14 protein-coding genes are annotated in these 13,011 nt (G+C 38.9%); all 14 read right to left on the bottom strand.

Features of this window, described 5'->3' with window-relative positions; genetic code table 11:
- Window positions 1-116: 116 nt before the first annotated feature.
- The 14 genes from murC to HMPREF2961_RS00525 all read right to left on the bottom strand — a co-directional run bounded on the left by murC (window position 117) and on the right by HMPREF2961_RS00525 (window position 12,904).
- The gene (murC, locus tag HMPREF2961_RS00590) at window positions 117-1,451 is read right to left on the bottom strand and encodes a UDP-N-acetylmuramate--L-alanine ligase (RefSeq protein WP_002291978.1); all 1,335 of its coding nucleotides are present in this window, start codon (window positions 1,449-1,451) and stop codon (window positions 117-119) included.
- Between the two features lie 130 nt (window positions 1,452-1,581).
- A complete protein-coding gene (locus tag HMPREF2961_RS00585) occupies window positions 1,582-2,343 on the bottom strand; it encodes a YdcF family protein (RefSeq protein ID WP_070703697.1) in 762 nt (253 codons plus the stop codon).
- A 27-nt stretch (window positions 2,344-2,370) separates the two neighbouring features.
- The gene (locus tag HMPREF2961_RS00580) at window positions 2,371-2,841 is read right to left on the bottom strand and encodes a SprT family protein (RefSeq protein WP_002306555.1); all 471 of its coding nucleotides are present in this window, start codon (window positions 2,839-2,841) and stop codon (window positions 2,371-2,373) included.
- A gap of 19 nt (window positions 2,842-2,860) precedes the next feature.
- Window positions 2,861-5,041 carry a Tex family protein gene (locus HMPREF2961_RS00575; protein ID WP_070703695.1) on the bottom strand — a complete coding sequence of 727 codons (2,181 nt, stop codon included), beginning with the start codon at window positions 5,039-5,041 and terminating at the stop codon, window positions 2,861-2,863.
- Window positions 5,042-5,184: 143 nt separating this feature from the next.
- Entirely contained in the window at window positions 5,185-5,916 is a 732-nt protein-coding gene (locus HMPREF2961_RS00570) for a metallophosphoesterase family protein (protein WP_002291986.1), read from the bottom strand.
- Window positions 5,917-5,984: 68 nt separating this feature from the next.
- A complete protein-coding gene (locus HMPREF2961_RS00565) occupies window positions 5,985-6,926 on the bottom strand; it encodes an oxygen-dependent tRNA uridine(34) hydroxylase TrhO (RefSeq protein WP_002314877.1) in 942 nt (313 codons plus the stop codon).
- Between the two features lie 177 nt (window positions 6,927-7,103).
- Window positions 7,104-7,472 (bottom strand): VOC family protein, encoded by a 369-nt coding sequence (locus HMPREF2961_RS00560; RefSeq protein WP_002314876.1) that lies wholly within the window; start codon window positions 7,470-7,472, stop codon window positions 7,104-7,106.
- Between the two features lie 270 nt (window positions 7,473-7,742).
- Complete coding sequence (locus HMPREF2961_RS00555; protein WP_002314875.1) at window positions 7,743-9,134, bottom strand: L-cystine transporter; 1,392 nt, start codon at window positions 9,132-9,134, stop codon at window positions 7,743-7,745.
- A 211-nt stretch (window positions 9,135-9,345) separates the two neighbouring features.
- A complete protein-coding gene (locus HMPREF2961_RS00550) occupies window positions 9,346-9,732 on the bottom strand; it encodes a DUF1149 family protein (protein WP_002291995.1) in 387 nt (128 codons plus the stop codon).
- Between the two features lie 55 nt (window positions 9,733-9,787).
- Window positions 9,788-10,411 carry an HAD-IA family hydrolase gene (locus HMPREF2961_RS00545; RefSeq protein ID WP_002306550.1) on the bottom strand — a complete coding sequence of 208 codons (624 nt, stop codon included), beginning with the start codon at window positions 10,409-10,411 and terminating at the stop codon, window positions 9,788-9,790.
- 60 nt (window positions 10,412-10,471) lie between these two features.
- Window positions 10,472-11,140, bottom strand: a complete 669-nt coding sequence (locus HMPREF2961_RS00540; RefSeq protein WP_002309053.1) for a 2,3-bisphosphoglycerate-dependent phosphoglycerate mutase — start codon at window positions 11,138-11,140, stop codon at window positions 10,472-10,474.
- Between the two features lie 11 nt (window positions 11,141-11,151).
- The gene (locus tag HMPREF2961_RS00535) at window positions 11,152-11,589 is read right to left on the bottom strand and encodes a hypothetical protein (protein ID WP_002292001.1); all 438 of its coding nucleotides are present in this window, start codon (window positions 11,587-11,589) and stop codon (window positions 11,152-11,154) included.
- Window positions 11,590-11,650: 61 nt separating this feature from the next.
- Window positions 11,651-12,322: an LCP family protein gene (locus HMPREF2961_RS00530; protein WP_002314874.1), complete on the bottom strand. Its 672-nt coding sequence runs from the start codon at window positions 12,320-12,322 to the stop codon at window positions 11,651-11,653.
- Window positions 12,323-12,505: 183 nt separating this feature from the next.
- Complete coding sequence (locus HMPREF2961_RS00525; RefSeq protein ID WP_002292005.1) at window positions 12,506-12,904, bottom strand: P-II family nitrogen regulator; 399 nt, start codon at window positions 12,902-12,904, stop codon at window positions 12,506-12,508.
- Window positions 12,905-13,011: the final 107 nt, after the last annotated feature.

Genomic DNA, 13,011 nt, shown 5'->3' with positions numbered 1-13,011 from the left:
TACCGCAGATGCAAGCTTTTGAACGCCGTTTATCAAAAGTTGTAAAAAAGGGAGCATGACAAGAATTTTGCCACTCTCCCTCTTTCTATTTTTATAAGGACACTGCAGTAATTGTATTACAGTACATTTTTCGTCGTGCTGCTTAAAAGTTTTTCATACGCTTGTTCAAATTTTTGAACATCTCCAGCACCCATGAAGATTACTACTGCATCATGATAATCTAATAATGGAGATACATTATTTTCTTTGATGACTTCTCCACCTTTTTTGATTTTCGCTCCAAGGTCTTCGATCTTAACGTTTCCTTGTTCTTCCCGAGCCGAACCAAAAATATCGCATAAGTAAACTTTATCAGCTAAATCAAGGGCTTCTGCAAATTCATCCATCAATGCAATCGTACGCGTAAACGTATGAGGTTGGAAAACTGCAATTATTTCTTTATCTGGATATTTTTGGCGTGCGCCATCAATGGTTGCTTTGATTTCTGCAGGGTGATGCGCATAATCATCGACTACGGTCATGTCTGCTACGATTTTTTCACTGAATCGACGTTTTACTCCTGGGAAAGTCAGCATTTCTTCCGCAACTTCTTTCAGATCCAGTTTTTCGAAATACGCGACTGCAATAACACCTAAAGCATTTAAAATATTGTGTTTGCCGAATGCCGGTACAGTGAAATGTCCAACAAATTCATCCCCATGATAGACATCAAAAGCAGAACCGGATGTTGTACGTTCGATGTTTCGTGCTTGGATATCATCATTTTCTGTGACACCATAATAATAAATCGGCACATCTGCTTCTAATTTGCGTAAATAAGCGTCGTCACCGTACGCAAAAATAGCTTTTTTCACTTGTCCAGCCATTGTTTGGAAAGCTGTAAATACATCGTCGATACTTGTATAATAATCCGGATGATCAAAATCGATGTTTGTCATGATCGCATAGTCTGGTGAATAGGCAAGGAAATGACGGCGATATTCACAGGCTTCAAATGAAAAGAATTCCGCTTGCGGATCACCATGCCCTGTTCCGTCTCCAATTAGATAACTTGTTGGACGAACACCACTCAATACATGAGAGAGCAGACCAGTCGTACTTGTTTTTCCGTGAGAACCGGTTACAGCGATACTCGTATAGTTTTGGATAAAATGACCAATAAAGTCGTGATAGCGAATCACTTCCAAACCTAATTCTTTTGCTCGCTGGATTTCTTCATGTGAATCAGGAAATGCATTTCCTGCAATAATCGTCATACCTGGTTTTACATTGTCTGCGTTAAATGGCAGAATCGTGATATTTGCTTTTTCTAAATCTCTTTGTGTAAAGAAATATTTTTCAATGTCTGATCCTTGGACATTTAAACCTTGTTCATGTAAAACAAGAGCCAAGGAGCTCATTCCTGAACCTTTGATACCAACAAAATGATACAATTTATTTTGATTTTCCATTTGAATCCTCTTCTCTTATCTAGCGTCCATTCTTTTAGCTATTACATTCAACACGCTCCTCATTATCTTATAAACGATTGAAAATTTCAACCAAATTTATTTAGAAAGGAGGATTCGCCTGCTAAAAAGGTCATGTACGGCAAAAATCCGTTTTTATTGACTGTTTGATTCTTGTATAAGAAGACCAAACTTCTTCTGATATATCAATATGAGGAATAAAATCTTTTCCTTTCGGACCATAGCCATTCTCATCGTCGCGGAGTCGCTCCATTTCTCCTAACACCAGTGCATAGAAATATTCCTTCGGCCATTGATGGTTCAGTTCTTTTACTGTAAAGATGATCTCCTCAGAAAAGTGAAGGATTTCCGGCACAAATGGCACAGCATTTGCGAAAACAGTTTGTTCATTTTGCCATACTTTCTCAAAAGTTGCTCGAGTCCTGCGTTGCAGTGTCGGATCATTCATCAATAGGACTTTTTCTGGTACAGCATCTAAGGAATGAAGAATCTCCAGTGAAAAAGTGGCGTTCTCTCCAGAATTTGTAGACTTCGATTCTATCAGGAAAGCCTTATCGGGCAAATCATAGACTTCTTTTAGATACTGACGACAGATTTCACTTTCACTCATGCCTTCTTCAAAATGAAATCCTTGCTTTTCAAAATTCTCATAAAGGATCCTAGTCGCATGACCCACCCCGCCGACCAAAAACAAACGTTCTACTTGACCATTTACATACATTTGTGCTGCTTTATCAGCTAAGATAGGAAGACCGTTTCCAGCTAAAATAAGTATAGGTGCCGACAATTTCTCAAAATCTTTCTCATCAGGTGCGGCTAAAAAGGCTAATAACTGATTCCAGTCTTTTAGATTTCTCTGCTCGTTTTTTTCCAAAAACTCTTCATCCTTTCATTTGATTTTTTATACTTCATTGAGGCTTTCTCTCTTTGTCTCAATCCATTTGATTTCCCCATGACATCTTCCACAACGATATTTGTGTACATCGATTCTTCTTTTGCGGCAGATCGTGGCAGAACAATCTTGGCATTGATAATATTCGATCTTTATCTGTTTCTTCGTCAAGGCTGGCGCATAGCGCAATCCTCCTGTTTTTTTCAAAAGATACTTGAAATCCATATCTTTATGACGATATCCTCTTCCAGTTAGATGCAGATGATAATGGCAAAGTTCATGTTTGATGATTCCTGCAATTGTTTCTTTGTCTGACTCTTCAAACAGCTTTACATTAAAATCTAAATGATGATCGTTTAAATGATAGCGCCCGCCAGTTGTACGCAAGCGTGGATTGAACATTGCTTGGTGCTTGAAAGGACGCTGGAAGCTTTTTAATGATATCTCTTCTACTAACTGCTGCAGTTCTTCTTGTGTCAATTTTTGTTACTCCTCATTGTTACTCTTCATAAGGGGAAAGCATCGTCAAACTGATTCTGCCTTTTTTCGTATCAACTTGCTCTATCCAAACCGTCACGATATCTCCGACTGACACGACGTCTGTTGGATGCTTGACAAATTTTTTGCTAAGTTTTGAGATATGGACAAGTCCGTCTTGTTTCACACCGATATCGACAAATGCGCCGAAGTCGATGACGTTACGGACCGTTCCAGTCAATTCCATACCTGGTTTCAAATCTTCCATACTCAACACATCTGTACGCAATAGGGGCGCTGGCATCTCATCACGCATATCTCGTCCAGGTTTTGTCAGCCCAGCTAAAATATCGGCTAACGTTTCTTCTCCGACTGATAAGCTTTCAGCCAGTTTCTCCGCGGATAACCGTGTCAATTTTTCTACTGCTTCTTCTGTCCCAAGCTCTTTTTCTGAAAGATGGACGGTCATTAATATGTCTTTCGCAATAGAATAACTTTCGGGATGGATACCGGTGTTGTCCAAAATGTTTTTCCCGCCAGGAACTCGCAAGAAGCCGATTGCTTGTTCATATGCTTTTGGTCCTAAACGTGGCACTTTTTTCAGCTGAGTTCGTGCAGTAAATTCTCCATTTTCTTCACGATAACTGACAATGTTTTGGGCAGTCGTTTTATTCAATCCTGATATATGCTGCAAGAGCTGTGGACTAGCCGTGTTCACATCCACGCCTACTTGGTTGACCGCTGTTTCCACGACAAAATCCAATTGTTCAGCCAAACGTTTTTGAGAAACATCATGTTGGTACTGTCCTACACCGACAGCTTTAGGATCGATCTTGACTAATTCAGCTAAAGGATCTTGCAGACGACGGGCAATAGAAACAGCACTTCTTTCTTCTACTTGTAGATGCGGGAATTCTTTTCGTGCAATTTCGCTAGCAGAGTAAACAGAAGCGCCAGCTTCATTGACAATGGCATAATAGGCTTTATGGTCGGCTGATTTCAATTGTTCAGCCACAAAAAGTTCTGATTCCCGACTGGCTGTTCCATTCCCGATAGCTACCATATCTACTTGATATTGATTGATCAATTGGATAAAAGCTGGACCAGCAGCTTCCCTTTTCGCTTGTGCTGCAGGTTTATGCGGATAAATGACTTCGATTGCCAAAACTTTTCCTGTCGCATCTACGACTGCTAGTTTACATCCAGTACGATAGGCCGGATCAAATCCCAGTACGACTTTACCTTTTAGCGGCGGTTGCAACAAAAGATTGCGAAGATTTTCTCCAAAAATAGCGATGGCTTGCTCATCCGCCTTTTCAGTCAATTCATTACGCAGTTCTCGCTCGATTGCCGGCTGTATAAAGCGTTTATAACTATCTTGATAGGCTTCTCTTACAAAGGAAGAAGAAGGTGAGGCAGGATTTTTCACTAATTGGCGATCCAAGTAAGCTAAAACTGCTGCTTCGTCTACTTGAAGGAATACTTTGAGAACCTCTTCTTTTTCTCCTCGATTAGTGGCCAATATCCGATGAGAAACCATTTTATGGACAGGTTCTGCAAAGTCATAATACATTTCATATACGCCTTTTTCATCTGCTTGCTCATCCTTGACTTGGCTGACATACATGCCTTTGTTATACGTATAAGACCGAATCCAAGTCCGAAACTTTGCATTATCGCTGACTTGTTCAGCAATGATCTCATGCGCACCTTGCAACGCTTCTTCAGCAGAAGAGACTTCTTTTTCTTTAGCGATATATTTTTCTGCTTCCGATTGCACCTCTCCATCTGTAAGCTGCATCAGCCACAGCGCGAGTGGTTCAAGTCCTTTTTCTTTAGCAATCGTTGCTTTTGTCCGCCGTTTCTGTTTGTATGGCCGATATAAATCTTCCACTTGTTGCATTTTTACGGATTGCGTGATTTCTGTTTCTAACTCAGGGGTCAGTTTCCCTTGTTCATCGATCAGCCGAATCACTTCGTTTTTTCGTTTTTCTAAGTTTTCAAGATATGCATACCGCTCTTCGATTTCACGAATCTGGACTTCATCAAGACTTCCCGTCATTTCTTTTCGATAACGCGCGATAAAAGGAACGGTGTTTCCTTCATTTAACAAATTAAGTACAGTCGTCAACTGCTTGGGACGATAGTCTGAAAGCTCTTTTTGTACAAGCTGAATGATTGTCTGGTTCAAATTTTCCGTCATTAAAATGCCTCTTTTCTGCTAAAAATTGCTTCTTTATTCTATCATACTTTTTATCATGGGTTAAACTGCTGAAAGAAACAATATTATCTATACAAATAAAAAGAGCCGCAACAAAGTCGCAGCTCCTTCATTCTTTCCATTTGTCAGATTCCTTGCCAAGATCCTTCATTGTTCTGATATTCAATGTCTTGAAGGATGCCTTCCTTGTCAAAAACAACCCCATGCAATGACCCTCCGAATACAGCCCCACCGTCCATTCCGATTTTATGATCCTGAATCCAGAGATCTGTTGTCTGCATATCTCCATGGAGCATTGGTGTAATCGTATGTCCAAATACAATTGTCTTACCTGTATTGTTTTTCCCTTCATGAAATGGTTCCCGTATCCAAATAAAATCGCTTGGACTTGTCTTACGCCAGTCTTTCTTTGTCAAATCCACTCCAGCATGGACAAACAGATAATTTTCCCATTCATAATACAAGGGGCGCTGGACTAAAAATTCAATCAGTTCTGGGTATCTCGATCGGATCATCATTGAGATTTCAGTCGGGGAGTATTCCTCCGACGCACCTGGGTGAAGTAGGCTTTCAAATGTTTCTTTTCCACCATTTCTGATATAAGGCGCATACCAGTCCTCCGGTGCTTGCAGAAATTGCAAAAAATATTCTTCGTGGTTGCCCCGGAGATAAATGGCTCCTGTTTCTTCGACTAATTGTTTTCCTAATAGAAAACATTCCTTTGTACGAGGTCCTCGATCATTGAGATCTCCTAATAAAACAAGCTGATGGATCGTCGGATCATAATAGTGAATAAGTTTTTCAAAAAGATCATATTTACCATGGACATCGCCAATAGCATAAATCAATGATTTCATGTGGATCACCATCCTCAACGATAGTATAGCGCATATTGGAAATGGTCGACAATCAAAACTATTGTTTTCTATTTATTTAAAGCTACAAACCGCAGTTCTGCTTCTTCCGGAGAGATTCCATGGTCTTGAACATAGCGGTTGCGTGGATGTTTCGCACACTCTACGCTACATGCTCCTAAATGTTTTTCTTCATTTTCAATAGAAGCAAGAATCTGACGATTGCACTCAGGATTGCTACAATTGATATATCGTTCACATGGTGTTCCGTCAAACCAGTCGCGACCGACGATTTGTTTATCTACTTGGTTGATATCGACAGCGATTCGTTCATCAAACACATACATCTTGCCGTCCCATAATTCTCCTTGGACTTCAGGATCCTTACCATAAGTAGCAATACCGCCATGCAGCTGTCCGACATCTTTGAATCCTTCACGGACAAGCCAACCAGAAAACTTCTCGCAACGAATACCACCAGTACAGTAGGTCACTACCCGTTTTTCCATAAATTCTTCTTTGTGCTCGCGAATCCAGTCTGGAAGCTCTCGAAAACTGCGTATATCTGGGCGTACGGCCCCTCGAAAATGCCCCAAGTCATATTCATAATCATTCCGTGCATCAATCACCACTGTCTGTTCGTCTAAAATAGCTTCTTTAAATTCTTGCGGTGAAAGATAAGCACCTGTCACTTGGTTTGGATCAATGTCCTCTTCTAGCTTTAAACTTACAAGCTCTGGACGGTATCTTACAAACATCTTCTTAAAGGCATGTCCTTCGCTTGGATCAATCTTGAACATCGTATCAGCAAATCGAGGATCAGCTTTCATTGCTTCCATATAGGCAGTCGTGTTTTCAACGGTTCCAGACACAGTACCATTTATTCCTTCTTCAGCTACTAGAATACGACCTTTAAGATCCAAAGATTTGCAAAAGGCTAAATGATTTTTGGCAAATCCCTCTGGTTCTTCTATTTTTGTATAATTGTAATAAAGCAGTACTTGATAATCCATGTATTTCTTCCTTCCTTCTTTTCGTTCCTAAACAGTATAAAGAAGGCGTTCGCATTTGACGATTTATTTGCTTGTGTATAATTACGCATGCGTTTTTTTGTTTACATAATATTATTATTTGAATTAAAAAAACTTCGCTTTCCTGTTTTGCACAGAAAAACAAAGTCTTTGTTTCTATTATTTACCTGTAACCGCAAAGTAATTGCCATCAGGATCAGCAAAGTTGAAGACATATTCTTCTCCAAGCTGTACCATATCACCTAATGTGACTGATTGCGTCTGCATTTTTTTATATAATCCAAAGATATCTTTGCTGTAAAACATCAAAGATGGGGCACTAGTAGCTGTACCAGGTGAATGGGACTCAACAAACGCTCGATCATATAACACGAATGAGGTTTGACTGTCCTCAATCCCTACTTCAATTACAAGCGCCCCATCCATTTCTTGACGATCTTTTTCCGCAAAGCCAATTGCTCTCCAAAACGCTGCATTTTTTTCTACATCGTCCACATACAGCATGATTTTTATTTCATTTGTAAACATCTGTTTCCTCCTAAACGATCTGTTCTAACATCCCCAACTTTGTCAGTTTACCATAGGAAAATGGGAAAATCTACGAAAGCTCTCAACAGATTCATCCTACTTAAATACGCTTCTCTTTAATAATAAATTAAGTTGGTTGTTTTTGTTATTCCGACTTTCACTTTTCGGAATAAATATTTTGTACTTATATGGAATGAATAAAAAAACATACTAAGAGAGGAGAACCTCATTTATCAATGATGTTCCCCTCTAATCTTAGTATGTTTTTAACTATGCATTCACATCGATCACTTTTGAATCATCATTGATGACATCGCGATCTAAATCTTTGATGCGTGCACTTGTCACGATACCAGCTACCATGCTACCGCTGACGTTTACTGCTGTGCGTGCCATATCGATTAATGGTTCAACAGAGATAACTAACCCAACGATTGCTACTGGCAAGTTCATTGCCCCTAAAACGATCAGTGAAGCAAATGTTGCACCACCGCCGACTCCGGCTACACCAAAAGAGCTGATTGTTACAATCGCCACAAGCATCAAAATAAATTCCAAACTAAAGACATTCACTCCAGCCGCTGGTGCGACGATCGTTGCCAACATAGCTGGATAAACACCAGCACAGCCGTTTTGTCCAATAGATAAACCAAAACTTGCTGAGAAGTTAGCTGTTGCATCGTCTACTCCTAAAGCTTTTGTCTGAGTCTCGATGTTCAATGGCAAGGCTCCGGCACTTGAACGTGAAGTAAACGCAAAGCTCAATACTGGAAAAGCTTTTTTGAAATAGTTGATTGGATTGACTTTGGCACCAATCAAAATCAGTGAGTGGACAATTAAAACAGCCAGCAATGCTACGTAAGATGCAACGACAAATTTACCTAAATTGACGATAGCTGCAAAATCACTTGTTGCCAAAACGTTTGTCATCAAAGCAAATACCCCATATGGTGTCAAACGCAGAACAAGCGTCACGATCCGCATAATGATTTTATACAGACTGTCGACTAGATCTGAAAAGAATGCTGCTTCTTTTGGCGCTTTTCTTTTCACCCCTAGATAAGCGATACCGACAAAGGCTGCAAAAATAACGACTCCAATCGTACTAGTTGCACGGCTACCTGCTAAATCAGCAAATACGTTTTTAGGGATAAAGGATAAAATCTGCTGCGGAATCGATAAGTTTTCAACCGTTTCCTGACGTGTCGCCAATTCAGAGATCCGTGCTGTTTCTGCTGCTCCTTGTGTGAATTTAGCTCCTTGAAGACCGAACAGCATCGTTGAACCGATTCCGATCAATGCTGCAATAGCTGTTGTACCAAGTAAAGAAGTCAGTACAGTTGCACTGATTTTCCCCAGCTTTTCAGAAACTTTCATTTTTGTGAATGCACCAATGATCGAAATGAACACTAGAGGCATAACTAGCATTTGCAAGAATGATACATACCCTTGTCCTACGATCCCGATCCATTCCATTGATTGAGTAACGACTTTGTCTTCTACCCCAAAGATCAATTGAAGCAGACCGCCAAAGACGATACCAACTACTAATGCTGTAAAGACGCGTGTTGAAAATTTTGTATGGCGCTTTTGCATACGATAGAACACATATAATAATGCCGCAAAAACTAGAACCACTAAAACTGTGATGAGTGTTGTCATTTTTCTCCTCCTCATATTATTAATGACAAGTCCATCGAAGGAAGTAAAGGTTCCCGAGAATGATTCTTCAACCATCCTCCTGAAAAATTTTTTTCAGTGACTTTTATATTTTAGACGATTTTTATCGAAATGACATTCTTTTTGCTTACAATTAGTAATAAAAAAAAATGCCTGTGATAGATTAAAACTATCGCAGGCATGTTTTTACTGTCTATTCTTGTTTTTCTGATTGAAAATTCAATTTTACCCCAGGCTGATCCAAGGCGATCTCTGTCACCTCATAAGACATCCGGCGTACGATATCGAATAAAGGTGCTACTAGTTCGTCCACTTCTTCTTGTGTGACATCATTTTGACCTTCAATTTTCCGATTGAGGATATGATTGATCTGACTCACACTTCCAGATAAAACATATGTATCAAACACTAAACGGAACTCTAAGCGTGCTCCTACGATGCTATGTTCTTTCGGATAGTTTTCGATCGTTTCTTTCAAAGGCGAGAAGCCCACTTTCAAATCTGTTTCTACTTCTTGGTTCGGTAATCTCATATCATAATGAAATGCTTCTACTACTTCTTTTTGTCTTCTGATTTCCATATAATTTTATCACTCCTTTATAAAAATTATAACATATCTCCTTTGTAAGGGGATACTATTTTTTTACGTTACTCTGCAAGGATAGGATTTCATTCAAATTTCCTACCACATAATCTGCAGGAATCTCTCCCAGAAAATGATCGATATCGTAAAGACAAGTAACGACTCCTGCGTTTTTCCCTGCTTCAATATCTAAACGGCGATCGCCGATCATCATCGTGTCTGTTCTTTCTAAATGAAAAGTCTCAATCAAATACTTTAAAGATGCTGGATCCGGTTTACGAGGAAAATCCTGATCAATCCCTACTACTTCCTCAATCAGATGGGCTAATTGATACTCTTTCAGCAGTTCCCATGTCGATTCTGTCAAACGGTGGGTCAAGATGAAGTGACGTCCTCCATTGATTTTTAGCCTTTCAAGTACTTGTTTCGTTTCTGGAAATGGACGGGAAGCTTCCTTGCTTTTTTTCTCATACCGATGAAACCATTCATTAAACTCATTGGCGTCCAAATTTGATTCATTGATCAAATAACTGGTGGAATATTTTTTCATTTTGAAGTAGATCTCTTTTTTGTCCATATTGATACCAAAATCTTTTAGAGCTTGCTGAGCACCATCTACCATTGCGGGATACGTATCAAACAATGTCCCATCAAAGTCCCATATATAATTTCTCACGTTTTTTGTTCCATTCCTTTGCTTCTTTTTTCTATCTTTCATTATAGATAAATACGTTGATTAAAGTATTGTTTTCTCTAGAATCGTCAAATCGTCTGTTAATGTATATTGGATTGGTTGTGCGTTCGGGATATCAATTGTATCCATTTGATCCTCAGGAACATTTTCTAAATATTTTGTCAGTGCTCGGATGCTATTCCCATGACCCACAACTAGTAAATCTTTCCGATCTTTCAGTTTTGGTGCTAGTTGATCTTGCCACAAAGGAATGATCCGATTCACTGTCATTTCTAGACTTTCTCCGTACGGAATCAAATGTGGATCCAAATGATCATATCTGCGGTCAAATCGGTTTTCTGCGGTTAGCGGCGGAACTTCTGTATATCCTCTGCGCCATTTCTTTACTTGATCTTTTCCGTATATTTCTTTCATCTGATCCTTGTTTTTACCAACAAGATCCCCATAGTGCCGTTCATTCAGACGCCATGTTTTTACTATAGGAAGCCACAACTGCCCCATTTCTTCTAGTGCGACTTGACCGGTAAGAATCGCGCGTTTTAAAACAGAGGTGTAAACCGCATCGAATTGAAGACCGGCTTCATACATTTTTTGACCGGCTACTGCTGCTTGTTCTTTTCCTTTTTCTGTTAAGGCGACATCTAGCCACCCTGTCCAGTAATTTTCAAAATTTGCTTCGCTTTCGCCATGACGCAATAATACTAATTTCATTTTTTTCTCCCTTAAACATTCGTTTCGAATTTTATGCCACATGTTTTGCATGTCACGCGTATTCGTCCTTTTCCTCTAGGCGCACGCTGCTTTTGATGACAATTCGGGCACTCAAAAAAAGTATAGCTTTTTCGTTCCGTTTTAGCTTGCTTTTTGTTTCTCATCTGATGATATTTTTCTTTGACTTTATCAAAATATTCCAAATAACGTTGATTTTCATTTAGTCTAGGATAGATTTTTTTTGATAGAAAACGAAATAGCATCCATCCGAAAAAGACGATGAACAACAATTGCCCGATTCTAAATGGCAACCACCGACTTAGTAAACTAAAAAAAAGTGCGATAATCAATAGAACCCGATTCAATTGATCAAATTTTGCATATCTTCCCTGCATAAGTTTTTGATAGTTCTGCTGAAACCGTATCAGTCTTTCTAACCATGTTTGCATCCTATTATCTCCTCCATCATCTATCATTCATTATGACAAAAAAAACAAAAAAGAAAAAGCCTTAATTGGCCTTTTCCATTGCGACTTGATGAAGGACATTCCGATTTCTGGTAAAGTCGATCACAATCACTTTCTTTTTATCTTCTCTGTTGACTACACGGAATGTGTCCGTCAATGGCAAAAACAGCTTCTTAGATGGTAGCTGTTGCATACGTATAAATCGATGGATCATCGTAATCAATTGAGGGAATTGAATGGACGTATGAAGCAGATTTGGATATTTTTTCAACAGTTGAGTCGTTTTGATCAAATTCCGTTTTTTACTGATTACTTTTAAAAAGCTTTTTAGAATCTTTTGCTGACGTCTAAAAATAGAAAAAGAATTTTCATCATCTATTTGATAACGCATTTGTTTCTGTAGTTCTGCTGCAGTCAAATGAATCTTCCCATCATTCGTATCGATCATCAAACCTTCTGGGAATAGCTCAACGACTGCTCGATCCCAGGATTCAAGAGAAAGCTCGATATAATCTTTTACCGGTAATTCCAATTCTACCTCAAAAAAGTGCAAAACAGCCGATAGTCCTTCTGCTTGATAAATTTCTCCTAATGTTAGTCCCTCTAGATGGAACTCTGGTGAAAAATGCAGCAATGTTTTATTTTCCTGCAATTGAACATATAGAAATGTAGACCGCTCAATCAGAGTATCTTTTAAAACAACTAAAAAATTCATTTTTCTCCCCCTTTTTTCATCATTTTTAAAATAGCATATTTTGAAAAGAATGTCTGATGCTTAGAGAAGAATTTCATAAAAATTTACTATTTCATAAGTATTCACGAAAAAACCTAAACAAAAAAGCGGAAATAACGTTCATCCGCCTTCTTATTTAGGTTTATTTTTTCTTCAAATGCTTGTCTATGATTCAGGATTTTCTCTATCGTTAGTTTCATCCAAAAGTTCCTGCATCCCGATAATTTCCCGATACTGATGAATCTTAGTGATACCAATTACTTTATCTACATCAATACTAAAACAAATCCCGTTACCTGGAACATCGATGTTGATGCCTTGACCAATCGCATCCATCACTTGATTCGTCAAACTATCTGGTACTAATGTCAAAACAACATCTTTTTCTGGCGAGATGTCCAAACCTAAAAATTTCCCTGAATCATGTACACCAGAACCACGACCATGCAAGATTGTACCGCCAGCTGCACCTGCTTCTTTTGAAAAGTCGATGACATCTTCACCTGTTCCTCCGTCCACGATCGTCACAATCATGTGAAGATTCAATGCTACAAGATCTTTCATTTGCTTCCCCCCAATTTTTGCAATCTTTCTTTTTCGATTCTGTCTTTTTCATCTTTTCGTTTATAAATATATCCTATATAAATTGAGTTAAATTGTATTCGTTTTTC

The organism is Enterococcus sp. HMSC076E04 (assembly GCF_001814285.1).
Taxonomy (GTDB): domain Bacteria; phylum Bacillota; class Bacilli; order Lactobacillales; family Enterococcaceae; genus Enterococcus_B; species Enterococcus_B lactis.
The sequence above is the reverse complement of the archived record's forward strand: the minus strand, read 5'-3'. Positions and strand labels throughout refer to the sequence as shown.

What these genes read in the sequence shown, in the direction of transcription:
- murC (WP_002291978.1), bottom strand. Translation starts at nt 1,451, where the DNA reads ATGGAAAATCAAAATAAATTGTATCATTTTGTTGGTATCAAAGGTTCA.
- HMPREF2961_RS00575 (WP_070703695.1), bottom strand. Translation starts at nt 5,041, where the DNA reads ATGACGGAAAATTTGAACCAGACAATCATTCAGCTTGTACAAAAAGAG.
- HMPREF2961_RS00570 (WP_002291986.1), bottom strand. Translation starts at nt 5,916, where the DNA reads ATGAAATCATTGATTTATGCTATTGGCGATGTCCATGGTAAATATGAT.
- HMPREF2961_RS00565 (WP_002314877.1), bottom strand. Translation starts at nt 6,926, where the DNA reads ATGGATTATCAAGTACTGCTTTATTACAATTATACAAAAATAGAAGAA.
- HMPREF2961_RS00560 (WP_002314876.1), bottom strand. Translation starts at nt 7,472, where the DNA reads ATGTTTACAAATGAAATAAAAATCATGCTGTATGTGGACGATGTAGAA.
- HMPREF2961_RS00555 (WP_002314875.1), bottom strand. Translation starts at nt 9,134, where the DNA reads ATGACAACACTCATCACAGTTTTAGTGGTTCTAGTTTTTGCGGCATTA.
- HMPREF2961_RS00550 (WP_002291995.1), bottom strand. Translation starts at nt 9,732, where the DNA reads ATGGAAATCAGAAGACAAAAAGAAGTAGTAGAAGCATTTCATTATGAT.
- HMPREF2961_RS00540 (WP_002309053.1), bottom strand. Translation starts at nt 11,140, where the DNA reads ATGAAATTAGTATTATTGCGTCATGGCGAAAGCGAAGCAAATTTTGAA.
- HMPREF2961_RS00535 (WP_002292001.1), bottom strand. Translation starts at nt 11,589, where the DNA reads ATGCAAACATGGTTAGAAAGACTGATACGGTTTCAGCAGAACTATCAA.
- HMPREF2961_RS00530 (WP_002314874.1), bottom strand. Translation starts at nt 12,322, where the DNA reads ATGAATTTTTTAGTTGTTTTAAAAGATACTCTGATTGAGCGGTCTACA.
- HMPREF2961_RS00525 (WP_002292005.1), bottom strand. Translation starts at nt 12,904, where the DNA reads ATGAAAGATCTTGTAGCATTGAATCTTCACATGATTGTGACGATCGTG.